At 72.8% G+C, this 22,928-nt stretch carries 24 protein-coding genes and 1 pseudogene; 3 read left to right on the plus strand and 22 right to left on the minus strand.

Features of this window, described 5'->3' with window-relative positions:
- Positions 1 to 7: 7 nt before the first annotated feature.
- The 20 genes from ccmE to MFF06_RS01740 form a co-directional block, all read right to left on the minus strand.
- Positions 8 to 559, minus strand: coding sequence for a cytochrome c maturation protein CcmE (ccmE, locus tag MFF06_RS01645; RefSeq protein ID WP_238201242.1), 552 nt, complete (start codon positions 557 to 559; stop codon positions 8 to 10).
- A 109-nt stretch (positions 560 to 668) separates the two neighbouring features.
- A complete protein-coding gene (gene ccmI, locus MFF06_RS01650) occupies positions 669 to 2,204 on the minus strand; it encodes a c-type cytochrome biogenesis protein CcmI (RefSeq protein WP_238201243.1) in 1,536 nt (511 codons plus the stop codon).
- Between the two features lie 187 nt (positions 2,205 to 2,391).
- Positions 2,392 to 3,837 carry a sensor histidine kinase gene (locus MFF06_RS01655; RefSeq protein WP_370876535.1) on the minus strand — a complete coding sequence of 482 codons (1,446 nt, stop codon included), beginning with the start codon at positions 3,835 to 3,837 and terminating at the stop codon, positions 2,392 to 2,394.
- A 34-nt stretch (positions 3,838 to 3,871) separates the two neighbouring features.
- Positions 3,872 to 4,549 carry a response regulator transcription factor gene (locus MFF06_RS01660; RefSeq protein ID WP_238201244.1) on the minus strand — a complete coding sequence of 226 codons (678 nt, stop codon included), beginning with the start codon at positions 4,547 to 4,549 and terminating at the stop codon, positions 3,872 to 3,874.
- 32 nt (positions 4,550 to 4,581) lie between these two features.
- The gene (locus MFF06_RS01665; RefSeq protein ID WP_238201300.1) at positions 4,582 to 4,953 is read right to left on the minus strand and encodes a PepSY domain-containing protein; all 372 of its coding nucleotides are present in this window, start codon (positions 4,951 to 4,953) and stop codon (positions 4,582 to 4,584) included.
- Positions 4,954 to 5,060: 107 nt separating this feature from the next.
- A complete protein-coding gene (locus MFF06_RS01670; RefSeq protein ID WP_238201245.1) occupies positions 5,061 to 5,324 on the minus strand; it encodes a hypothetical protein in 264 nt (87 codons plus the stop codon).
- Positions 5,321 to 5,686, minus strand: a complete 366-nt coding sequence (locus MFF06_RS01675) for a hypothetical protein (protein WP_238201246.1) — start codon at positions 5,684 to 5,686, stop codon at positions 5,321 to 5,323. The genes MFF06_RS01670 and MFF06_RS01675 overlap by 4 nt, the downstream gene beginning before the upstream one ends.
- A 45-nt stretch (positions 5,687 to 5,731) precedes the next feature.
- Entirely contained in the window at positions 5,732 to 6,796 is a 1,065-nt protein-coding gene (locus MFF06_RS01680; protein WP_238201247.1) for a phage tail tip lysozyme, read from the minus strand.
- A 29-nt stretch (positions 6,797 to 6,825) separates the two neighbouring features.
- On the minus strand, positions 6,826 to 8,307 hold the full coding sequence (locus tag MFF06_RS01685; protein ID WP_238201248.1) for a DUF2793 domain-containing protein: 1,482 nt from the start codon (positions 8,305 to 8,307) through the stop codon (positions 6,826 to 6,828).
- A 16-nt stretch (positions 8,308 to 8,323) separates the two neighbouring features.
- Positions 8,324 to 12,235: a baseplate multidomain protein megatron gene (locus tag MFF06_RS01690; RefSeq protein ID WP_238201249.1), complete on the minus strand. Its 3,912-nt coding sequence runs from the start codon at positions 12,233 to 12,235 to the stop codon at positions 8,324 to 8,326.
- Between the two features lie 25 nt (positions 12,236 to 12,260).
- Complete coding sequence (locus MFF06_RS01695; protein ID WP_238201250.1) at positions 12,261 to 12,725, minus strand: NlpC/P60 family protein; 465 nt, start codon at positions 12,723 to 12,725, stop codon at positions 12,261 to 12,263.
- Complete coding sequence (locus MFF06_RS01700; RefSeq protein WP_238201251.1) at positions 12,722 to 13,597, minus strand: phage/gene transfer agent baseplate hub protein; 876 nt, start codon at positions 13,595 to 13,597, stop codon at positions 12,722 to 12,724. Before MFF06_RS01700 ends, MFF06_RS01695 begins: the two co-directional genes overlap by 4 nt.
- Positions 13,594 to 14,229 (minus strand): DUF2460 domain-containing protein, encoded by a 636-nt coding sequence (locus tag MFF06_RS01705; protein ID WP_238201252.1) that lies wholly within the window; start codon positions 14,227 to 14,229, stop codon positions 13,594 to 13,596. The genes MFF06_RS01700 and MFF06_RS01705 overlap by 4 nt, the downstream gene beginning before the upstream one ends.
- Positions 14,230 to 14,258: 29 nt before the next feature.
- Complete coding sequence (locus MFF06_RS01710; protein WP_238201253.1) at positions 14,259 to 14,840, minus strand: phage tail tape measure protein; 582 nt, start codon at positions 14,838 to 14,840, stop codon at positions 14,259 to 14,261.
- Positions 14,841 to 15,062 carry a phage tail assembly chaperone gene (locus MFF06_RS01715; protein ID WP_238201254.1) on the minus strand — a complete coding sequence of 74 codons (222 nt, stop codon included), beginning with the start codon at positions 15,060 to 15,062 and terminating at the stop codon, positions 14,841 to 14,843.
- A complete protein-coding gene (locus MFF06_RS01720; protein ID WP_238201255.1) occupies positions 15,059 to 15,415 on the minus strand; it encodes a gene transfer agent family protein in 357 nt (118 codons plus the stop codon). Before MFF06_RS01720 ends, MFF06_RS01715 begins: the two co-directional genes overlap by 4 nt.
- An 11-nt stretch (positions 15,416 to 15,426) precedes the next feature.
- On the minus strand, positions 15,427 to 15,837 hold the full coding sequence (locus MFF06_RS01725; protein ID WP_238201256.1) for a phage major tail protein, TP901-1 family: 411 nt from the start codon (positions 15,835 to 15,837) through the stop codon (positions 15,427 to 15,429).
- 18 nt (positions 15,838 to 15,855) lie between these two features.
- Entirely contained in the window at positions 15,856 to 16,272 is a 417-nt protein-coding gene (locus tag MFF06_RS01730) for a DUF3168 domain-containing protein (protein ID WP_238201257.1), read from the minus strand.
- Positions 16,269 to 16,622 (minus strand): head-tail adaptor protein, encoded by a 354-nt coding sequence (locus MFF06_RS01735; protein ID WP_238201258.1) that lies wholly within the window; start codon positions 16,620 to 16,622, stop codon positions 16,269 to 16,271. Before MFF06_RS01735 ends, MFF06_RS01730 begins: the two co-directional genes overlap by 4 nt.
- 35 nt (positions 16,623 to 16,657) lie before the next feature.
- Positions 16,658 to 17,221 carry a head-tail connector protein gene (locus MFF06_RS01740; RefSeq protein WP_238201259.1) on the minus strand — a complete coding sequence of 188 codons (564 nt, stop codon included), beginning with the start codon at positions 17,219 to 17,221 and terminating at the stop codon, positions 16,658 to 16,660.
- A 27-nt stretch (positions 17,222 to 17,248) separates the two neighbouring features.
- Here MFF06_RS01740 and MFF06_RS01745 point away from each other — a divergent pair, with 27 nt between their 5' ends.
- From MFF06_RS01745 to dps, 3 genes are all read left to right on the plus strand, one after another.
- A complete protein-coding gene (locus MFF06_RS01745) occupies positions 17,249 to 18,001 on the plus strand; it encodes a S1 family peptidase (protein ID WP_370876533.1) in 753 nt (250 codons plus the stop codon).
- A 105-nt stretch (positions 18,002 to 18,106) separates the two neighbouring features.
- A complete protein-coding gene (locus MFF06_RS01750; protein ID WP_238201260.1) occupies positions 18,107 to 18,988 on the plus strand; it encodes a S1 family peptidase in 882 nt (293 codons plus the stop codon).
- 124 nt (positions 18,989 to 19,112) lie between these two features.
- Positions 19,113 to 19,649: a DNA starvation/stationary phase protection protein Dps gene (gene dps, locus MFF06_RS01755; protein ID WP_238201261.1), complete on the plus strand. Its 537-nt coding sequence runs from the start codon at positions 19,113 to 19,115 to the stop codon at positions 19,647 to 19,649.
- Positions 19,650 to 19,689: 40 nt separating this feature from the next.
- On the opposite strand, the pseudogene MFF06_RS01760 reads toward dps, so the two are convergent.
- Together MFF06_RS01760 and MFF06_RS01765 are read right to left on the minus strand one after the other, a co-directional pair.
- Positions 19,690 to 19,926, minus strand: a pseudogene (locus MFF06_RS01760) (phage major capsid protein); the annotation flags it as partial.
- Positions 19,927 to 20,378: 452 nt separating this feature from the next.
- Positions 20,379 to 22,925 (minus strand): TniQ family protein, encoded by a 2,547-nt coding sequence (locus MFF06_RS01765; protein ID WP_238201262.1) that lies wholly within the window; start codon positions 22,923 to 22,925, stop codon positions 20,379 to 20,381.
- Between the last annotated feature and the right edge of the window lie 3 nt (positions 22,926 to 22,928).

Consider the following 22,928-nt stretch of genomic DNA (forward strand, 5'->3'; position numbering starts at 1 on the left):
GTCCGCCTCACCGTTCGCTGCGCGGCCCGAGTGCGCCGCCGGCCGCCGGGGTGGCGTCGGCCGAGCTGGAATCGGCCTTGACCGGAGCCGCCTTGGCGGAAGCGAGGGCCGGCGCCCCCTGCGCCCCGCCCTCCTGCCAGCGACCCTGCTTCTTGAGGGCGTCGGCGACCTCGCGTGGCATGTAGGATTCGTCGTGCTTGGCGAGCACCGTGTCGGCCTTGAAGTGGTTGCCCGGCTCCAGCACGCCCTCGGTGACGACGCCCTGACCCTCTCGGAACAAGTCCGGGAGAAGGCCGGTGTACTGGACGGCGATTGTCGCGCCGTGATCCGTCACGGCGAAGTTCACCGTCTGACCGGGCCCCCGCTTCAGGGAGCCGTCCTGAACGAGGCCGCCGAGGCGCAGGCGCGTGCCCACGGGAATGGCCTGCGCCTCGATCTCGGAGGGCGAGCGGAAGAACACGATCGACCCGCTCATCGCGAACAGGATCAGGCCCACGGCGAGCGCGAGCACGCTTCCGCACACGGTGATCAGGATCAGGCGGCGCTTCTTGCGCGTCACGGCTACCATTCCCCCCCGAGGCCGTCGGGCCTCGATCCCTGGATGTCGGTTATCAACGGGTGTCGGTCCGCGCGGCCCGCCGGTCAAGGGCGGGGGAGGCCCCGCGGCGTCAGGGGCGACCTTTGGCGACAGGCGACGGAAGGTCGAGCTCCTTGGCGAAATCCGCGATCCGGGCGACGGCCTCGGTGTTGGCCGCCAGCGCCATGCGGGCGCGCTCCACGGCCTGGGCCGCCTTCTCCCGCTCGCCCAGCGCGCTGTAGGATCGGATCAGGCGCATCCATTCGTCCGGGCTGCCACCCTTGGCCATGAGGCGCCGGTCCAGGGCCTCGACCATGCCCCGGATGGCCGCATCCCGCTCCGCCGGAGGCATGGCCCGCATCGCGGCCATGGCGGCTTCCGTCTCGGCGCGGCCCTCCGGGCTCTGGCCGTCCGCCGGCGGAACGGACGGCACGGACGCGCCCGCCCGCGGCCCGCCACCCTGAGCGGGGGCTTGGCCGGAAGTTTGGCCGGAGGTTTGGCCGAGGCCGAGCTCCCGGGCGCTGGCCTCCACATGGGCCAATCCCTGGGGATCGCCCGCGAGTGCGGTGCGGGCCCGGGCGAGGGCCGCCTGCGCCTCGTCGCGCTCGCCCAGCACCGTGCGGGACCGGATCAGCCGGACCCATTCGTCGGGCGTGCCGCTGCCGGACTTCAATCGCGCGTCGAGGCCGTCCACCATGCCGCGGATCGCGGCCTGCTGCTCGGCGGGGATGGCGCGGGACGCCGGGGCCTGGGCGGGCGGCGGCGGCTCGCCCTTCAGGCGCGCCATGGCCGACCGGACGGCGCCGAGCCAGGGGGCATCGGGCGGGCTCGAGGATTCGAGCTGGGTCAACTGGCTGATCGCCTCCGCCGTGTCGCCGGCCTGTTCGGCGGCGCGGGCAACGTAGAAGCGCGGCTTGGGCGCCTTGGGGTCCTTGGCCAGCGCCTGCTCGAACAGGGCCTTGGCCTGGGGCGTGACCGTCCCGTCGCCCGCCGCCGTCAGGGCCTCGGCCTGGTCGGACAGGGCCTCGGCGCTGCCGCCGTTGAGGCGGACCACCTGTCCGTAGGCGCGGGCCGCGTCGTCGAAGCGACCGGTGCGCATATAGACCGGTGCGAGCACCTGCCAGCCGCGCAGATCGTCCGGGTTGCGGGCAAGGCGCGACTCGATCTGCCCCACGGCCTTCATGAGTTCGTCGTTGCCGCCCCGGGCGGCCGTGCGGTCCGCGTCCGTCTGGGCGGGAAGCTCAGGCGAGCCGTAGAGCCCGTAGGCGATGAGGGCCACCAGGGGGATGGTGGACAGGGCGAAGGCCGAGGCGGCCCTGCGGCGGCGCAGGCGCGGCTCCGCGAGGCGGAAATCCTCGACGGCCGTCTTGTCGGCGTCCTTGCTGGCCCGGAGAAGCCGCCGGGCGGCCTCCGCACGGGCGGCTTCGGCCTCCTCGGGGGCGATGAGGCCGCGTTCGAGATCGCGGTCGATCTCGGCGAGTTGGTCCTCGTAGAAGGCCGTCTCGGTGGCGACGCCGACATCCGGCCCCTCGCGCGACGGGTCGAAGGCCCGCCGCGACATGGGCCAGAGCAGGCCGAGCACGGCCAGGGCGGTCATGCCCGCCAGAATGAACCAGATCGCCGTCATCGGATCCCGCGTTCGGACCGGACCGGTCCGGTCGTCATATGGAGGCGGCTCCGACCAGACGCGACGCCGGGAACGGGCGTCACGGTGTCACCCAACGAGGGCCGGCTGACAACCCATGTTCCGGCGCCCCTCGCCGCCCCTGAGGCCGCGCGGGGGAGGTCGCGTCGTCCACCGGCGGCTCCTCCGGTCACAGGGTCGGCCCGCCGGTGGCCGCGTCGCCGGGGACCTCCAGCACGGCCTTGAGGCCGCCGAGGGCGGCCTCGTCCAGGCTGAAACGGCCCCGGTACAGGGCGGCGAGGTCGGCGACGATGGAGAGGCCGAGGCCGGAGCCCGGCTTCGATTCATCGAGCCGCCGCCCGCGTCCGAGTACCGCCTGCCGGGCCTCGGGCGGCAGGCCGGGGCCGTCGTCCTCGATCGCCACCACGAGGTGGGGATAACCGTCGCGTGCGATGATCTCGGCCCGGATCGCCACCCGGCCGTGCGCCCATTTCGAGGCGTTGTCGACGAGGTTGCCGACCATCTCCTCGAAATCCTGGCGCTCGCCCCGGAAACGCAGGCCCGGCGGGACGTGGACCTCGTAGGCGATATCCTTGTCCCGATAGATCTTGCCGAAGGTCCGCACGAGGCCGGCGAGCGCCGGCTCGACCTCCGTCGAGGTGCCCAGCGTTCCCGCCAGCGCCGCCGCCCGCGCGCGGTCGAGGTGGTAGTTCACCTGATCGCGCATCACCGCCGCCTGTTCGCGGATCTTCTGGGCGAGATCCTCCGGCGCGTCGGAACTGCCGACCTCGTTGACGATGATCGAGAGGGGGGTCTTCAGGGCGTGGGCGAGATTGCCGACCTGGGTGCGGGCGCGCTCCAGGATCTCCCGGTTGGTCTCGATGAGGAGGTTCACCTCGCCGGTCAGCGGGGCGATGTCCCGGGGGTAGGTGCCGGTGATCCGGTCGGCCTCGCCCCGGCGGATCGTGCCCAGAGCCGCCCGCATCTTCTTGAGCGGCGCGAGGCCGAAGCGGATCTGGAGCAGGGTGGTCAGCGCCAGCGACCCACCGAGAAGGGCGAAGGTCATGTAGAGGCTGTTGCGGAACCGCTCGACGTCGTTGACGATCTCGTCCGCCGGCCCGGCCACGCGCACCGTGTAGCGGCCCTCCTCGCCGAGATCGACGTCGCGCTCCATGATGCGGAGCAGGCGGCCGTCCTGCCCCTTGCCGTAGCCCTGGCGGATCTGCCCGACGCCGGCCTTGCCGTCGGCGTCCTTGGCGGGCGGCAGCGGCACGCCCACGAGGGAGCGGGACGTGCGGATGTCGCGCGGTTTCGCATCCGGCTTGCCCACCTGCCAGTACCAGCCGGACAGGGGCAGGTCGAAGCGCGGGTCGCCCAGCGAGAAGGTCCGGCTCTCGGGATCGTTGGGCGTGACGAGGTCGGTGGCAAGGTTGTTGGTGAACACGAGCAGGCGGCTGTCGAAGGCGCGCTCGGTGTTCTCGCGGTAGAGCGTGGTGAGGATCCAGGCGGCGATCAGCAGGATCGCCGAGCTCGAGAGGAAGGCCGACACGGCAAGCCGCACGGCGATCGACCGCCGCCGCAGGGACAGGAGCCGGACGAGGCGACGCACCGGCGCGTCGGCGACGGGCTCGCTCACGGTTGCCGCACGAGCAGGAGGTTCGCCCAGGTCGTCACACCCGCGCCGCGGGCTGATTCGGATCGACGAGATAGCCGAGGCCGCGCACGGTCTGGATCAGATCGACGGCGAGCTTCTTGCGCAGGCGCCCGACGAACACCTCGATGGTGTTGGAATCGCGGTCGAAATCCTGATCGTACAGGTGCTCGGTCAGCTCCGCGCGGGAGACCACCCGGCCGGTATGGTGCATCAGGTAGGAGAGCAGCCGGTATTCGTGGCTCGTGAGCTTCACCTGGGCGCCGTCCACGAAGACCTTGCCGGAGCGGGTGTCGAGGGTGACGGGTCCGCAGGTGATCTGGCTGCTGGCGTGGCCCGCCGCCCGGCGCAGGAGGGCGCGGACGCGGGCCATCAGCTCCTCCATGTGGAAGGGCTTGGTGACGTAGTCGTCGGCCCCGGCATCGAAGCCGTCGACCTTGTCGGACCAGCGGTCGCGGGCGGTGAGGATGATGACCGGCGTCTTCACGCCCGCGCGACGCCACTTCTGGAGCACGCTGACCCCGTCCGCCTTGGGCAGGCCCATGTCGAGGATGATCGCGTCGTAGGGCTCGCTCTCGCCGAGATAGCCGCCCTCCTCGCCGTCATAGGCCTTGTCGGCCACGTAGCCGGCCTCTTCCAGGGCGGCGACGACCTGCCGGTTGATGTCCCGGTCATCCTCGACGACGAGCAGGCGCACGTCTCACTCCATTCCGGTCGGGCGACGACCCGTCAATATTGGCCCGCGACCTTGCCGGTGCGCGCATCGACGATGACGTGCACGAAATGACCGTCCCGGCGCAAGGCCGTCAGCATATAGACAAGGCCGTCCTCGTTCCTGCACAGGCTGGCGCGCTGGATCTCGGCCCGGGGGATCACGGTGCGGGCGGCGCGAATCGCGGCGATCGGCTCGATGACCCGGCGCTCGCCCACCTCCTCGCGCATGTCGGCGGGCGACAGGCAGTTCTCGACCCGCGGGACCGGCGACAGGGCGGCCTGGGCGGTCTGCGTCCCCGCGGCATCCTCGGCCATGGAGCCTTCGCCGCCGGCGACGAAGGCCGCGGCGGTCAGGCAGATGGCGACGAGGGCGATGGCGTGGCGCATTGGACCGAGCATTGGGTTCGGGGCACTGAATAGGCCCTGAATGTTCCCGGCCCGCGACGCGGGCTGCCGGCGGGGATCGGCGTCGGGACGGGGTGCGGAGGCGCGTCTCATGGCAAATCGGAGGTGGCAGGCCATAAAGGACGAGCCCGCCTCAGGTTCCCGGCCTCGGCCGGATCGCGGTGGATGACCGGCTCGCCCGGTCGCGCGACGGCGCCGGCGAAGGCCATCTGCGCGCAGCGGACATCGCCCCCTCGCGTCGCTCCCCGGTGCCCCACGGCGGCGCCGAGTTGCATCCCGCCGGCGAGGGCAAGGCAGGCGGCGAGGCCAAGCCAGAGCCGGGTGAGCACCCGATCAATGCGCGTGAACGTCATGGTCGGCCTCCGGTGACGAGATGCCAGGCGAGCTTCAGGACCGGGAGTCGCTCCGCGATCCAGGCCAGTTGATCCGCGAACCAATGGGCCGCGGCGGCGGAGACGAGGAAGGCAAGGACCACGCCCTGCTTCACCCGGTGGACGATCCCCCGGAGCACCCGCCGCTCGACGCGCTCCTCGACGAGTTCGTCGAGGATGGCGAGGCGTGCCTCGGTCTGTCGGCCGAACCACGCCTGCCAGAAGGGCGGAAAGCGAACGGTGCGGGCCGGGCCGCCTAGGGTCGCAGGCCCCTCGGCGGGGTCGTGGCCGTCCCTCGCCGGGGTTCCGGCATCGCCCGGGGGCGGGTGTCCGTCGGCGTCCATCCGAAAGGTCTCCCGTCCCCGGTGTTCCGGTTTGCCGCCCCCCGGTCAGGACCGGCGGGGCCGATCGCCGTCGAGGAGTTGCAGCGCTGGCTTCAGGACGGTCTCGGCGCTGGCCGCCGCCTCGAGGGGCAGGGCCTGGAAGATCCGCGCCGCCACGCCCTGGACGCCGCCGGCCTTGCGCACGATGGCGGCGGGGCTCGTCGCCACCACGTGCTGCGTGGCCGCCGCCACCACCGCCGGGCCGAGATCGGCGCTGAGGGTGCGGCCCCTGACGGCGCCCGCCACCGCGTTCAGGCCGTACTCGATCCCGGCCCGGATAGCGCCCTCGATCCACTGCCGGCTGAGCAGCGTGGCCGCCCAGGGAGCCACCTTCGCGATGGCGGCGGTGAGCGCCGCCGCCGCCATGGGAACCAGGGACGCCTCGACCGCCTGCAGGGCCGTGGTCAGCCACGCACCCCACGGAGTCTGGGCGGCCGCCGCGTCGGCCGCCCAGACCGGCGAGGCCGACGCGGCGATGATCGTCACGGCGAGGGCCGCCAAAGCCAGGAACACGCGTGTCATGATGAGCCTCCATGCTCGGGTGAAAGGGGGGCCGGCCGCCGGAAGGGCGGGCGCGGATGAGGGCGCGGAGCGGATCGCCGCGAGGGCGCGGCGCGCGAAGGCGAGGCGCGAGGGCAGGGCGACGCGGCCGGGCCTCTCGAATCGGCGGCAGACCGCCTCCGTGGCCTCCTCGAGGGTCGCGGCCCGCCGCAGGGCCTCGAGGGCCGGAGCCTCCGTGGTGGTGAGTTCGACGCGCAGGAAGCCTTCGTTGGCGGCGTCGGAGGCGGGGTCGAGCCCCCGCTCCCGGCACCATCGCTCCATCGCGATGCGGCGGGGACCGGTCCATTGCGCGATCCCCCAGCCGCCCCGCGAGCCCGGAACGACGGGGGTGATCTCCTGCAGGAAGCGGAAGCCGCCGGTCTCGTGGCCGAGGTTGCCGAGCAGGCCCGCCGCCTGGACATCGGTCAGCGAGAGGTCGCGCATCAGTTCGGGGCCGAGGCGGGCGCAGCGCAGGGCGAAGGCGTCGGCGCGCGCGGCGTCGCGCACGCCCGCCGGAGGCGGTCGTGTCATGGCACTCTCCAAGGCTGGGCGGAGGAAGATCAGGCCGCTTCCGCGACCAGGCAGATCTGAAGAACGGCCGCGATGATCGTCACCTTCGAGTCGGCGTAGGAGAACATCCGGAGACGCTCACCGCCGGCCATCGCGATCATCCGGGCATAGGCATAGCTCGACCGGGTGGAGGGAGACGGGCCGACCGCGCTCCAAAGGAAGGCGGAGTTGTCCTCCTCGGCGGTGTGGACGCTGATCCCGTATTGCGAGCCCGCCGCAGTGCCGTCGCCCACGCGGATGGAGCCCGTGACCTGGTAGATTCCCGCCCGGGGGACGACGTACCAGTTGTTCGCGGAATCCCAGTTGCCGCCGACATCGTTGTCGATCCGCGAGAACCTGATCCGGTCGAAGGCGGCCGCGACGGACTGATTCAGGTTGGTCGCCGTCACGTGCGTGAAGGTCGCGCGGTTCTGGATCGCGGCGCGGTTCGAGACGGTCCACCGGTCGCGCCCGTTGCTCAGGAGCGAGAGGAAGCCGAAAGCCGTCGCGAGGGTCGCGCTCGCGAGGCCGTTGATCGTGTCGGTACCGGCGCGGGCCACGGAGATCGTGCGGACGGCCGAGCAGGCCCCGCTCTCGTCCACGATCGTCAGGGCCGTGCCCGGCGGAAAGGCCGAGGCCGAGGGCAGGGTCAGGGTGCGGGCGGCCGTGAGCGCCGTCATCGCGACCGTGCGGTCGGAGGCCGAGAGGGTGGCGTTCGCATCCGCCACCACGGTCCGCCCGCTGGGCTGGGGGGACGCGGCCGAGACCGCCCGGTCCACGTAGGCCGTGGTGGCGAGGCGGGTGGAGTTGTCCGCAGCACTCGGGGTCGGCGCCCGGGGGGCGGCATCGAAGGTTACGACGCCGGTGGCGGAGGCGGCGGTCAGCGCGGTGACGAAGGTCGCTCCGTCGGCGGACGTCTTCAGCATGACGTCGTCGCCGCCGAAGAGCCCGAACAGGGCCCGGCTGGCATAGCCCGTCTGGAGGACGAAGCCCGCATCCCGCTGCGACGTCTTCTTGTTGAGCGTGATCCGCATGTCGCCGGTGCCGGGCGTGGCGTCGTCCCAGGTGAAGAGGGCCGCGTTGGATTTCACGGTCAGGCGGTTGGTGGCGTCGGCGCTCGCGTTGACGCCGAGCCGGTCGGAGGCGCCCGCACTCACGCTGGTCCAGACCTGCCCGTCGAAGGCGTAGAGCGCCTTCTCGTCCACGAGGTAGGCGCGCCAGCCGGCGGTGGGCACCGTGCCGACCCAGACGCCGTCCGTGAAGCGGACCACCTGCCCCGCCAGCCCGGTCCAGGCCCCAGTCGGGGCGTTGGCGAGGACGAGGTAGCGGTCGCCCTCGGCGGGGTTGGCGGGCGGCGCGGCGAGGTCCTTGTCGAGGCAGGCGAGCTGGACGAGGGCGTCGAGCTGCGCCAGCGCCTCGTTGTGGGTGACGTGCTTCTGGGCTTGACCGGCCGCGATCAGCGGCAGGCCGAGATGGGGCGTGACGTCGGGCATGGGGCGTCCTTCGGGGTCAGGCGGAACGGACGGGGATGCGGGCGCGGGTGGCGGGGCCCGGACCGGTGACGGCGCCGACCTGGGCCACCGCCACGTCGAGGATCGGCTGCGCCTCGCCGAAGTCGGCCTGCTCGGCCGACGCCGGATAGGTCAGCGAGGGGCCGGAGGCGGTCAGCGACCGGACGGGCTGGCCCCGGGCGTAGACCGTGACGACGTAGACCTCGCCCGGCTCGTCGAGGGGGATGTCGGCGGGCTCCCAGGCGTCGGCCGAGCGCCGCGCCCGGCGGATCCAGGAGAGTTGCACGCCGCCCGCCGCCCGCCGCGCCCGGAGATGGACCGGACGCAGGGGCACCAGGGCCGACAGGCCCGCCGTGGCCGTGAGGTCGGCGAGCGCCGGGTTGCCCGGATCGAGCCCCGCCGCCCCGATCCGGTAACGGAAGGCTCGCCCCACTTCGTCGAGGTGGTCGAGCAGGGGTGAGACCCCGCCGTCGTCGAGGCGCACGATCAGGCTGCCGGCGGGCGCGCCCCGGCCGGCGGCAGCCTCGCTGCCGGCGAGCCCCCGGAGCAGGCCGGTCAGCATCACGCTGTCCCGGCCGGTGAGGGTCGCCCCCGAGGCCGAAAGGATCTCGACCGTCCGCTCCGGCGCGATCACCGCGAAGAGGTTGCCGCCCGCGAGCATCGCCTCCACCCCGATGGAGCCGAGGTTCTCGCTCCGGCCCAGGGTGAAGGGCAGGCCGGCCCCCCGGTCGAGGCGCCAGAGCGGCCCCGGCGGCAGGGCCGCCAGCGTGCGCCCGAGGCTCGCCGGATAATCGACGGTGCCGTGCAGGGCGAAGGCGCCGCCGGGCTCCGCCCGCCAGACCGCCACGGCTTGGGGCCAGGGCTCGGCCGCCACCGCGAGGTATTGCAGGACGCTCGGGCTCCCCCGATCCACCGGCAGGTCGAGGGCCAGGGCCAGCGGCGGCCCGGGGAAGGTGGGCGCCTCCGCCACGGGGTCGGTGCGGGTGCGCGACACGGCGCGGGGCGGCCCGAGCCGGGGCGGGACGCCGCTCGCCTCGATCCGGCGCCCGCGCGGGGCGTCGTCGATGCGGTCGATCCGCATCCGCACGCTGGTGCCGGGCGGGTCCGAGGGCACGGCCACGAGGTCGCCGGGCTCCAGGTCCTGCCGCCTCGGGCTCACGGTGAAGACCGCGCCGTCGCGGGCGGCGATGAGCCGGTCGAGGGCATCCTCTGCCAGGGCGTCGCCCAGTTCGCGGCGGGTGACGATGGCCGTGTCGATCCGCGCCTCGCCCTTGCGTCCGCCCGCGGGCCGGAGCGCGGCGGCGCTGGCCCGCCGGTAGTCCAGGCTCTCGGAATCCGTGAGCCCGATCGTGAGGCCGCGCGGCAGCGACCCCTCCTCCGCCCGGATCCGCTTCAGGACGGGGCCGTCCTCACCCGGCCGGACCAGATCCTCGCAGCGCAGGGGCGCGGGCGCGTCGCGGCGGGGCGCCCGCAGCGTCAGGGTGCCCCCCGTAGCCGAAACGGCGAGGCCGTAGACCTGTGCGAGGGTCTCGAGGGCGGCCCGCGCCGTCATCGGGCGGTCGACGACGTAGCCGTCGAGGAAGGCCGCCGCCTCCACGGAGACCTGCGCCTCGAAGCCGAAATCGCCGAGGATGCGGGCGATCAGGCGGTCGAGGTCGCACCCCTCGATCCGGCCGTTGATCCAGTGGCCGAGGCGCCAGTTGGCGGTGTCGGCCCAGATCGCGGTGATGTCGGAGAAGGCGGGATAGGGCCGCGCGTCCCAGCACCAGACGAAGGCCGAGGCAGGGTCGACCATCCGCCCGCCATAGACCGGCGAGACCGGGTTGTCGGCGTCCTCGAACCCGGGCGCGGCGGGGTCGAAGCGGCCGAGGATGACCTCCAGACCCCGGATCTGGATAAGGTCGTCCCGCTGGCCGCGGGAGTCCGGCGGCAAGGCGTCCTCGGCGGATTTCGGGTCGGGGAAGACGTTGGGGCCGTTCGTGCCCTTGTCCACCGCCGGCACGCCGACCTCGGTCAGCCAGACCGGCTTCCCCTTCGGCACCCAGGCAGTCGGGCAGGTCTCGACCCCGTTGTCGCGCTCCACATGGGGGTTCGACCACCAGTTCACGAGATCCTTCGGGCGGAAGACCCACGGCTTGCCCGCCGCGCCGTCGGTGATCGGCGTGCGGACCTGCGCGGCGCGGGCGGCGGCATCCGCATAGAACCAGTCGTAGCCCTCGCCCGAGGCGCCCCGCGCCTTCAGGTAGGCGCGGTCGTGGATGTCGCCGGCGAGCGCGAGGTCGGCATGGGCCGAGGTGTCCCGCCAGTCGCTGACCGGCGGGTACCAGTCGATGCCGACGGCGGCGATGGCGGGGTCGGTGAAGAGGTCGTCCAGGGGGAAGCGCACCGTGGCGCCGCCGTCGCGGACATGGGCGCCGTACTCCGTCCAGTCGGCGGCGTAGAGGAGGTTCACCCCCGTGCCGACGCGGGCGCGCACGTCGGCGGCGAGCGTCCGGAGCGCGGCGACGGCCGGGTAGCCCGACGCCCCCCGGACCCGCGTCAGCCCCACGAACTCGCTGCCGATCAGGAGCCCCCGGACGGGCAACCCGCCCCGGATCCAGGCGGCCACGAGGTCGGCGTAGTGCAGGACTAGGTCGCGGTAGCCGTTGGCGAAGAAGGCGGCGACCTGCCGGTCGGCCTCGCCGGTCCCGTCGGGCGTGCCGGGCTGCCCCGGCGCCGGATCGCAGGTGATGCGGCCGCGCCAGGGGTAGGCGGGCTGCTCCGACCCCGGCCGGTGCGGATCGGGCAAGCCGTTGCCGGACGGCACGTCCATCATCACGAAGGGATAGATAACGACGTCGAGCCCCCGCCGGACCAGTTCGAGGACGAGGCGGCGGATGCCGCCGTCGGAGGGTGTGCCGCCGAAGGCGGGCGTCCGGCCGTCCGCCAGGGTCGAGACGACGGCGGACGTCTCCCTGACGAAGGCGCCGACGCGCCAGACGTCGCCGGTGGTCTGCTTCGCGGCGAGCTCGGTCTTCGGCGCCACGCGGCACCGGCCCGCGCGGAGGTCGTCGCCGAACCACGTCGCCACCACCGCCACCCGGCGCAGGTTGGGGCACAGGGCCTGGAGCGCGTCGAGGGAGGCGATGACATCGCCCGGGGAGCGGAGCTGGTTGCGGTTGGCCGCGCCGCTCCGCCCGAATCCGAGATCGACCATCACCGTTTGGGGATCGAGGATGAACTCCCCCGCTCCGGGGATGAGGTTCACCGCGCGGACCCGGTCGCTCAGGCCGTTGACCGGGCGCACCACCTCGAAGGTCATCTGCGGGATGCGGTTGCCGTAATCGGCCAGCGGCAGGCCCTCGAAGACGACGTAGGCCAGCCCGCGATAGGCCGGGGCGCTCTCCGCCCCCTCCTTCGCGACGATCAGCGGATCCGGCGCCTGGTCCTCGCTGCCGGGATGGACCCGCAGGGTGATCTGCGTCTGGTCGATCTCGCGCCCGTCGGCCCAGATCCGGCGGACGAAGGCGATCGGCCCCTGGCAGAGGCCGACGGCGAGGTTGGCGAAGTAGGAATAGGTGGTCTGAACCGTCTTCTGGCCGCCGCCGCCCAGGCCCTTCGAGGGCGCGGCCGCCCGGCGGACGCTGGTGTTGGCCACCTCCAGCGGACGCGTCGCCCAGATCAGGCTGCCGCCGATCCTGGCGCGGCCGTAGAGCCGGGGGATAGGATCGCCCTCGGTCGAGGACAAGCCGGAGACGTCGGCGAGGCGGGGACCCTGGACGAAGCGGGTCTTCTGGCCTGTTCCGCTGATCGCCTGGTCGAGGGACGAGCCGGCCACCGCCCCGACGACCTGACCGATGGCCCCGCCGATCGGCCCTCCCATGGCGGTGCCGACGACGTTGCCGACGGTGGACAGGACGAGGGTGGCCATAAGAGCCTCCGGGCGAGAGCCGAGATCAGGGCGGCGGGAACCGGAACGCCCCGGCGAGGTGGCGCCGCCACCACCCGGTCAGCGCCACCTCGGCCACCACCGCCCCGTCATGGGCGTGGATCATCGTGCCCTCGCCGGAGGCGACGGCGCAGTGCCGGGCGGGCAGATGCCGGCGGAAGGCGAAGAGGAGGACATCCCCCCTCTCCGGCCGGTATTCGTGAAGCGGGCCGGGCACGGGCCGGAGATGCCGCGCGGCGGCCTCGGCCAGGGGGTCCGCACCGACGGGCGCCGATTCCGCCCAGGTCGCCGTGTAGGGCGGCGGCGGCTCCGGCTCGGCGCCGTAGAGACCCCGCCAGACACCCCGCAGCAGCCCGAGGCAGTCGCAGCCGACGCCCCGGAGCGACGCCTGATGCCGGTAGGGCGTGCCGAGCCACAGCCGCGCCTCCGCGACCGCCCGCGCCCCGGGGGACGTCTCCGTCGCGCCCTTCATCGGAAATAGCTGCCGCCATCGAGGTTCGGCGCGGAGCCCGGCACCGCCCGCATCACCGCGTCGTTGCCGGGCATGTGCGGAAAGCCCTGGAAATTCGCCGCGTTGGCGAAGCGGTCCCGGCAGGTGGCGAGGCGCTTGTCGCAGCCGGCGGTGAGCGTGAAGGTGTCGCCCCCGGCGACCGGCCGGGCGGGGCGCTCCCACAACTCCAGGAGGTCGCCCATGTGCAACCGGACATCGGCGGCGGCGCCCGCGTTCGCGCCGCCGGTCCAGACGAGCCGCCCGGCGCTGAACAGCCCCTCCGGGACGGCCCGCGCCAGGGACACGCTCAGCGTCGCGTCCTCCGGCTGGCCGGATACGCGTCCGGCCGCCTGCCAGGGGCCGGGCGCGACCCGGCAGCGGCGGTCGCCGAACTCGGCGTCGCAGGTGGCGCGGTAGCTGCGGCCCATCGGGACGTCGAGGCGGGCGGCGAGGCCGCGCACCTCGGCCACGAAGGCATCGCCCTCGCGCCGCACCTCGCCGATCGTGCCGAGGTCGAGGAGGAGCCGCGTGTCCGGCTCGGCCCAGTCCACCAGCCACGTCTCGATGGCGGCGCCGTCGTAGAGGCCGCCGAGGATGTCGGCCTCGGTCAGGCCCAGCGCGCTGAGCGCACCCGCCACGTCGCCGCCCGAGACGGCGAAGCCCGATTCCGCACTCGCCTCGGCCGCCTCCAGGCCGCTGCGCGCCTCGTGGAGGACACCGCCGACGGTGAGGTCCCGGTCGTGATCGGTGAAGCCGAGGGTGACGCCGTCGCGCCGCCTCAGGGTCCAGCACCGGCACAGGGTGGTGACGCCGCCCGAGAGGTGGGCGGCGAAGGCGGCGGGCAGGTCTCTCACGGCACGATCTCCACGAGGGGCACTTTCGGGATCTCGCCGGCGGTGAAGGCGGCGAGATCGATGGTCAGGTCGTCGGTGTCGAACCGGACCGGCACGTCGAAGCTGAAGCCGGCGGTGACGCTCGCGCCCGAGGCGGGCGCCGTGGACAGGGTCACGAGACCGGTGGCCGGGTCGGCGGCGAAGGCGGTGGGCGCGAGTTCCGCGCCCGCCACGGCGAGCCGCACGCTGCCGGCCACCGGCTTGGCGATGGTCCGGCGATAGGGGTTCACCCCGGTCCCGTAGGTCTTGGCGAGCTGGAAGACCCTTTGCGTCCCGTTCCCGGTGCCGAGGCTCTGGTCCAGGGGATCGGGCGCCCGGCCCGGCGGGCCGGAGCGGAAATCCACCCGGTCGCGGTAGCGGAAGCCGTAGAGGCGGCCCCGACGCTCCTCGAAGAAGGCGATCACCGCGTGGAGCGCGTCGAGGCTGCGGATGCCGAAGCCGGCATCGTACCGGCGGCGGGAATCCGCCCAGCGTCCGTTCCGGTGCTCCCGGCCAGAGGCGAGGGTGACGACCTCCGTCAGGCGCTGCGGCCCGCCGCTGCCCCGGAGCGCCACGTCGAGGGGAAAGAGCACCTCGTGGAATGCGTCGGCCATCGTCGGATCCCGCTTCTGGTGGAAGGCGGTCAGAGGGCGCGCTGCCCCCGGGCGACGGCGCGGGCGAGCATGGCGGAGACCTGCGCCTCGGAGCGGCGGAAGGCGGACGGGTCGGGCGTCGCGATGGTGACGGTCACCGAGACCGGCCGTCCGCCGCCCCCGGCGGCCACGCCGAGCTTGCCGTCGGGACCGCGGGCCAGCGGCATGATCGCCTCCGGCCCGGCCTCGCCCATGAGCCCGGTGCCGCCCGCCATCGGGAAGTAGCTCGGCGCGGCGACGACGCCCCCGGCGGCGAAGGGCATGACGCGCCCGCCGCGGAACACGCCACCGTTGGCGAAGCTGCCGCCGCCGCCGTCCGACCCGCCGTCGAGCAGGCCGTTCAGGAGGCTGGTGAGGCCGGTGCTCAGGGAGCTCGCGGCGAAGCGGGCGGTGACAGCGGCGAGCTTGGCGCCGATGGTCCCGAGGACGCCGTCGAGGCTGCGGCCCGAGGCGGCGCTGCGCGTGAGGGCCGAGGACAGGCTGCGGCCGAAATTCTGCGCGAGCCGGTCGAGGTCGGTGAGTTGCGCGGCGCGGGCGGCCGTCTTCGCGTCGGGATCGGTCTCGTCGGTCATTCACGGCTCCGGGTCGGGATGGGCCTCGAGGAGGCGGAGAAGGTCGCTCCGGCTGAGCGCCGGGGGCGCGGCCCGGCGGCCGAGGGCGGCGGCGAACTCCCGGGGCGTCGCCGCCCAGAAGTCCCGGGGCCGCCAGCCGAGTTGGCCGAGGCCCAGGGCGAGGCAGTCCTCCCAGGGGAAGGGCGACGGGAGGGCGAAGGCGAGCGGGTGGGCGGGGCTCACACCCGGCTCTCGGCCCCCCGCTCCGCCGGAGGGTTTGCGGGGGGCGCCTCGCCGAAGGCGGCCGCCAGCACCTCGCCGAGGGCGTCCACGACGGCATCGAGCCCGCCCGCCAACGGCAGGCGCCGGACCTCGTCGTCGTCGAGAGCGTGCCCACCGCCCCGGAGCGCGGCTCCTAGGATGGCCACGAGGTCGGCCGTGCGGGGGCGCCCCGTCGTGAGGCGATCGGCCAACCCCACGAGGTCGCCCGCCGTGAGCGCGTCCTCCAGTTCGGCCAGTGCCCCGAGGGTGAGGCAGAGAGTGTAGGTCCGGCCCCCGAGGGCGAGGGGCACCTCGCCGCGCCTGCGGTTCGCCATGGCGCGACTCCTCAGAGAGCGGTGAAGGTGAGGGCCCCGGCGGATTCGAGGCTCATGTCGAAGGTCACCTCGCCCGCATGGTCGCCGCGGTATTCGAGGCTCGCGATCTGGAACGGCCCCTCCATCGTCCCGAAGGCGGGGACAACCACCTGGAACGGCAGGATCGCCCCGTCGAAGAAAGCCTGCCGGAGGCGCAGGTCCGACGCCTGATCGCGGAACACGCCGGAGCCGGAGATCGCGGCCCGCCGCACCCCCGCGCCCGCCAGCAACTCCCGCCACCGGCCGGCGGAATCGGCGTTGGTGGTGTCCACCGCCTCGGCGTTGAGGGTGAACTGGCGCGCCCTGAGGCCCGCCACGGCGACGAAGCCCCCGGCCCCGTCGCCCGCCCGGATAAGGAGATCCTTGCCCGCCTGCGCGCCCATGGTCCTTTGCTCCTTCGTTCAAAGTGTCTCGGTAACGGCCTCGACCGTCAGGGTGGCGCGGGCCTCGCCCGTGCGGGCATCGCGGCTGGCCTTCAGGGCGCTGACCCGCAGGGTGACGAGGCGGCAGCTCTGGAGGGGCATGTCCGCCGCACCGAGCAGCGCCGCCATGCGCGCGGCCGCATCCAGCGCGGTGCGCACCGAGCCGGGCTTGGCGATCACCGCGATCTCGTGCCGGTGCTGGTGGCGGGCGGCGCCGTCCACGGAATCGTCCCGCACCTCGGCATCGCCGAACAGGGCGTAGACCGGGGCGGCGCCCCGAGGCGGCTCGTCGTAGAGGCGGGCGCTGCCGCCGAGCAGCGACACCAGGGCGGTGTCGGCCGCGAACCGGGCGATCAGCCCGGCGCGAAGGGCGAGGAGCGGGCTCGGATCGCTCACGCGGTCACCTCCGGGATCAGTTCCTCGACCTCGCAGACGAGGTCGCGTCCGCGCTCGTCGGGGTCGGCCACGACACGGATCGCGAAGCGACGCGGCCCGGCGCTGAGGCGCATGACGGGGCTCAGGTCGCCGCGGCGCCTCAGCGTGATGCGGTGCGTGACGCGGACGTCGCTCCGCCCCCCCTGCACCCGCGCCGCGGAACCCAGCGCGGCGATCTCACCCCAGAGGACCGGGCCGGGGACGAAGCGGCGCAGCACGCCGCCAAAACCGTCCGGCTGTTCGAGGGGCCGTTCGAGCACGAAGCGGCGCCGCCGCGCGCCGAGCGAGGGGCGGCGTTCGGGATGGGCCATGGTCGGCCTCCTCGGATCGGGGTGGAGCGATGGGTTCAGAGGCGCAGGCGCCGGAAGGGCGCCGCCTCCCGGGCCGCGTCCGCCCCCGCCCCGTCGGGTTCGTCGCCCCGGTGCTCGTAGCGGGCGGCGGCGAGGCGCAGGATCGCGAGCCGGAGGGCGGGCGGGATCGGCGGCCCGTCGCCGCCGAAGCCGGCCGTGACGTCCACGAGGAATCCCGAACCGGGCACGTCCGGCAGGCCGGGCGCGAACGACAGGCCCGGCTTCTCGACGGGATCCGGTCCGAGACCGACGAGGCCGGCGGGGAGATCGCTCACCGTCCCGTCCGCCGCGACGCGGGCGGCCTTCACCACGGCCACCAGGGGGCTCAGCGACAGGGGCAGCCAGCGTTTTGCCGGCAAATCATCGAGGGCGATGCGCCAGCGGCCGGGCACGAGGACCCGGCGCGCCTCGATTTCCACGCTGGCGCGGGCGGCCGCGAGGAGGCTGGCGAGGAGGGTGTCCTCGACGCCGCCGTCCTCGGGATCGAGGCGGAGATAGAGGCGGAGTTCCGCCACGCTCACCGGCTCGACGATGGCGGTGTCGGCGCGTATCGGGGTCATCGCGCAGGTCTCCTTCAGGATCGGTCGATGCGTTCGCTGACATCCGGGCTCGGGCAGGCCCGTCCCACGGCTCTCGCCGTCGCCCTCGCCATGGCCTCGGCGCCCGGCCCGGCGGCGGCCATCGTCGGCGGCGGCGAGGCCGCGCCCGGCGGCGCGGTGATGGTGCTGGCCTCGAACGGCGGGGTCTGTTCCGGCGTCGTGCTCTCGCCGGAGGCGGTGCTCACCGCCGGGCATTGCGTGGCCGGCGCCCAGGCCCTGCGCGTGCATTTCCGAGGGGCCGACGGCGCGCCCGTCCTCATCGACGTGGCCGCCACGGTGGTGAGCCCCGGCTACGATGCCGGGGCGGTGGCGGGCCGCCGCCGTTCCATCGACCTTGCCCTGATCCGCACGGCCGAGCCGCTGCCAGCGCGGTTTCCGCCGGCGACCCTAAGCGCCGCCGCTCCGGGGGCGGGCGACCGGCTGACCCTGGCGGGCTACGGCGCCGCGCGGCCCGGCGACCCGCGCTCGACCGGCACGTTCCGCAGCGTCGCGCTGCCGGTGGTGGAGCCGCACGGCCCGAGCCGCATCCTGGTCTGGCTGCGCGGCGAGGCGGCCGCCGGGGCCTGTCAGGGCGATTCCGGCGGGCCCGTCTCCGGGCCGGACGGGGCAGTGCTGGGCGTCACCGCCTGGATCGCGGGGCGATGCGGCGGCCTCACGCAGGCCATCCGCCTCGGCCCGCAGCGCGGCTGGATCGACGCCACCCTCGGCCGGTGGGGAGGGGCGGCGCGGTGGTCGCCCTGAGGCGTGAAAACGGGGAACAACAGCTTGGCCGCGCGGTTTGGTTACACTAGCGTGACGGGGAGCGCGGTCCGCGTCGCATTGCCTGGTCAGCCCCCGGAGTCACCGATGCTCGCCCGCTTTCCCCGCACGGCCCGCGTCGGCCGCTCCGTCCTGGGCGCCGCGGCCGGGATCGCCCTGCTCGCCGGGATCGCCACCCCCGCCAGCGCCGTGATCCAGGGCGTGGTCACCCGCGACCCGAACGGCATCCGCAACTTCGTCGTGCGGGTGGAGAGCACCGACGGCGAGATCTGCTCCGGCACGCTCATCGCCCCCGACCTCGTGCTGACGGCCGCCCACTGCGTGATGCGCCCGGCGGGCTACCGCGTGATCGGCGTCGACCGGTCCTTCCGCCAGCGGCGGACGGACGTCATCGCCGCCACCATGCATCCCGATTTCGTGCCGGGCACCACGCCCGAGGAACAACCGGGCGTGGATCTCGCCCTGCTGAAGCTGGAGCAGCCCCTCGGAGCGGACTACGTGCCCCTCGACCCGCGCGGCGCGGGCTCGATCAGCTCCGGCGACGCGGTGGATATCGCCGGGTTCGGCGTCGTGGCCGAGAACCAGCGCGGCAGCGCCCGCGTGCTGCGGCAGGCGCACCTCGTCTCGATCGGCTCGCTGCAGGTCGCCAACCGGGTCGCCGTCGTGACGGACCGCCGCCGCCTCGCCGAGACGGCGGGCGCCGGCGCCTGCCTCGGCGATTCCGGCGGCCCGATCCTGTCCGGCGGCCCCGGCGGCTACCGGATCGTCGGCGTGGTGAGCTGGTCGAGCGGCGCCCTTCAGCAAGGCTCCCGGCGGACGGCCTGCGGCGGCTTCACCGCCGTGACGCCCGTGGCCGAGCATGCGGGCTGGATCGCCTCGCGGGCCGGCGAACTGTCGCAGATCACGGTGAGCGAGCAGCCGGCCCGGCGCCAGGGCACCGAGTGGATGGCCCGCCAGCGGCGGCGCTGACCGCCGGGACGACGTTCGCCCGCGGGAGCCTTCGCCGCAGGAACCTTCGCCGCAGGAACTTCGGCCTCGCCCGGGGACTTCCGCCTCCGTCCGAGGGCCTCGCCCCTCACGGAGATTCCTGAGAATGGCCAGCACCGGCAAGAGCACGTCCACGCGTTCCCACCAGACCCGCAACGGAACCGACTCCAACGCCAAGAGGGTGTCGATCGACGCCCTGAACGCCCGACTCTCCGACGGCATCGACCTCGCCCTCGCGATCAAGCAGGCGCACTGGAACCTGAAGGGCCCGCAGTTCATCGGCGTCCACCTGATGCTCGACGGATTCCGCAAGGAGATCGACGATCTCAACGACAAGGTGGCGGAACGCGCGGTGCAGCTCGGCGGGACGGCGCTCGGAACCGCGCAGGTGGTGGCGAACGCCACTAAGCTGCCCGCCTACCCCACCGGCATCTACGCCATCGCCGACCACGTCGCCTCGCTGATCGACAGCTACGCCGCCTACGCGAACGCCGTGCGCGAGAACATCGACGAGGTGGACGAGGCGGGCGACGCCGACACCGCCGACCTGTTCACCGAGGTCTCCCGCGCCGTCGACAAGCAGCTGTGGTTCCTGGAGGCCCACGTCCAGGAGCCGACGGGGCAGATGCGCGACGGGAACTGACCGCGAGGGGGCGTCCGGTCCGGACCGGGCGCCCCTCCCTTCAGGCGAACTTCAAGAGCTTGATCGCCTCGAAATCCTGCACCCCGCCGCCGACGCGCTTCGTGGTGTAGAACAGCACGTAGGGCTTGGCGGAGTAAGGGTCGCGCAGGACGCGCAGGCCGAGGCGGTCCACGACGAGGTAGCCCCGGCGGAAGTCGCCGAAGGCGACGGAGAGGCTTCCGGCCGAGAGATCGGGCATCGCCTCGGCCTCCGTCACGGGGAAGCCCATCAGCGTCGCGGTGTGCAAAGACCCATAATTTGCCACGTTCAGCGCTGATCTGATTGATCTTTTTCACTGGCTTCACCCCAAAACCCGAACGGACCGACCCCATAAAATGGCGCCCGACGGCAGAGTTTTACCCATAACTTGACTCACGCCGATTGTGCCGCGCATTCGGCCCCGGAGAACAGCCGTCCCTTGGCAGCCGGTAAAGGACGACGATGTGTCGGAGGCGCTCCGGGGTGGGGCGAGTTAGACAGGGCGAAGCTACAGGAACGCCGTAGCGCTATCCGCTACCCGATACGGGCAGAGTCGAGCCGCGGCCGATAGGGCCCTCTCGGCTTCAGGTGGCATCGGATGCGGACCTGTAAGAACCGCCGACATACGCCTCGGGACAACCGACGTTGCCTTTACCGTGCGCGACGGGCAGTCCTCTCAACCGAAACGCCAGGTGTCTCCGCGGGGGAGACCTAAGCCAGATCGAGGCGGCGCAGCAGCGCTTCAGCCTCCGAACGGTCGAAAACGAACGTCTGGAACTCCGGCCTCGCGCAGATCGGTCGAAGGCCGTTCCGAAGCAGCTTTGCGGTGACAGTCTTGCCCGTCCCGTGCAGTTGGTCGCGACCCGCTAGGCGACCGAGCTCGTTGGCGAAGACGTAGGTCCGGGCGAAGCGTTCCACTTCCGAAAGAGGAACGGTGAGCGCGAGGCCCCGCTTGAAAGGACCTTCGGGCGTCAGCATACCTGCCCGCGCGAGTTGGCTGACCATTGTCTTGTTCGTGCCGAGCCTTTCGCACACTTCGACGGATCCCAGAGCGGGGCCACTCGAAGGAACCGGCGGCTCGCCGGCCCTCGACTTCGCCAAGCGCGCCTGCATCGCCGCCTCGGCCTCGCGGCGGTCGTACAAGTGATAGTGCAAGGTGGGTGGCCCGTTCACGGGGCGTACCCCGGAATCGGTTAGCAAGCTGACGATGGCCCGCGATGAGTGGACGTCGGATGCTTCGGCCAGTTCCGAGGTCAATACGTAAGTGGCCTTGAAGCGGGCGACCTCATCTGCGGCGATGCTGCCGAACCGACAGCCGTCCTGCATGGAGAGCAGTCCTGTATCGATCAATTGCCTCAGCATCGTCGGCGATACACGCAGCTGTCTAGCTGCGGAGACACGGCTCTCGCCACGTGCCGGAGGGGAAGCATATCTGGCGGCCGCCTCGACGCAGGCAGCCATGGCCGGATGCCGGTGGTAGACCATCTCCATCGGTCTTGGCCCCGTCGCGGCAGGCTCGACGCCGGCGGCAGCCATCGCGGCGGCGACCGGCATGAACGAGCGCACCCCCATGGCGCGCCTCAATTCGGGCGCCGTCGCGAAATCGGTGCGGAAGCGGTCGATCTCGGCGGCCGATACGCGAACGCCGTCGGGCGAGCCATGAGTGAGAATGAGCCCGGCCTCGACGACGGCTTCCATGGTCGACTGGCTCAGTCCGAGGCTCCGTGCGGCGCTCGCCGGCGTCAGGTCCATCTCGCCGGTGAGGGCGCCAAGACTGGCCAGGGTGTCGGCATCGACCTCGAAAGCGCGGACACCGTGGTCACCCCTGCGGGCGTGCGTCGCCCCGTGGATGCGTGAGGGAACGACCCCGTCCAGGACGAGGGATAGGACGCCGGCCATGGATAGCCCGCAATCCCTCGCCGCAACGCGCAGCGACACGTAGCGACCGGCTTCGCTCCCCGCCTGGACCGCCGCAGTCCGCAGGGCGGCGAGGAACTTCTCGGCGGCGCCGGCGCCGAAGAACCAGTTCGCCACGCCCTTTCCCGGAGCGATGAGATCGAGCCGGCCGGCAAGAGCTAGCTCGACCGTATCCGTGACTGGCAAGCCGAGCTCGCTTGAGACGTATGCCAACCTCTGGAAGCCTTCCAGCCTCCGCCGGAGCTCCTCGAAGTCGGCGAGGCTCATCTCCCCTCGTAGACCGTTCCCCTGTCCTAGCTCGCGGGCGCGATGTGGGATGGCCAAGTGGTCGAGCAGGTCGCGGAAGAGCGGATACGTGATGCCGACGGCATCCGCCGCCACCACCAAGGGGATACCTGTGTCCGAGCGGAAGCCCGAGCCCGACCGCTTCCCCACCTTGACTGGGGCGTGATGCCCGGCGTGCTCGTGAAGCGCGTGCCGCAACGCGTCGCCGACCGTGTGCTCCGGCAGTCGAAGGATGTAACCGTACAGCTTACCATAGCAGTACCTCAAGCCGTGCCGACCGCCTTGGCCGACGTTCCTGGTCCGGACATCCTCGAACAACCGCCCTGCATTCGCAGGGATATCACCCAGGATCCTGAACCCCTCCGCATGCACGCGTCCGTTATCGTGCCCTCGCCTGACCTCGTAGAGGGTGGCGTCCGGGTCGATGGACGCCCTGCCCAATCGTCCGCAAAGCGACAGCAGGTCGCCCAGGGGCACCTCGTCGAGGGACGGCAAGCCCGGGTCACACTTACCCAGCAGCCTGCCGATGACGTAGGAGTCGAAGGCGAGGACGTCGGCGGTAGCCGCCTCGCGGGCGGCGGCCGAGAACGCGTGGCCCGCGGCGCAATGCATGGTCCGGTTGCTGCGCCATCGCACGGTCCCGTCACCACACCCGCATGATGAAACCAGCTTGATCCCGTGGGTAGGGCAGGACGTGATCGGCTGAAGATCCCACCAAACCCGATAATAACGGCTCTCGGCGAGGCAAGCCGGGCACCAGCGACGAGCCCTGACGCCGACTTGGTCGGCGGACAACGTGTGTCCCATCACCGTGGCGGTCGACGTGCCCACCAAGGGGGTGGCGTGAACAAGCGGTGCCGGATCGGCCTTGCAGATCCGGGCGACCTCGACCGGGTCGATCTGGGCTACCGACTCCGACCTATTCCCCGCGATACGGTTGACGGTCGTGTAGAGCCGTCGGGTGCCGTTCGCCTCCAGCGCCCGGATCAGCAGCGCGTAGGCCGGCTCGCCCTCCTGTTGGTCGACCTTCCGCGGCAGCGGGGAAACCTGTCGCATGGC

The sequence above is a fragment of the Methylobacterium aerolatum genome (genome assembly GCF_022179085.1).
Taxonomy (GTDB): Bacteria; Pseudomonadota; Alphaproteobacteria; order Rhizobiales; family Beijerinckiaceae; genus Methylobacterium; species Methylobacterium aerolatum.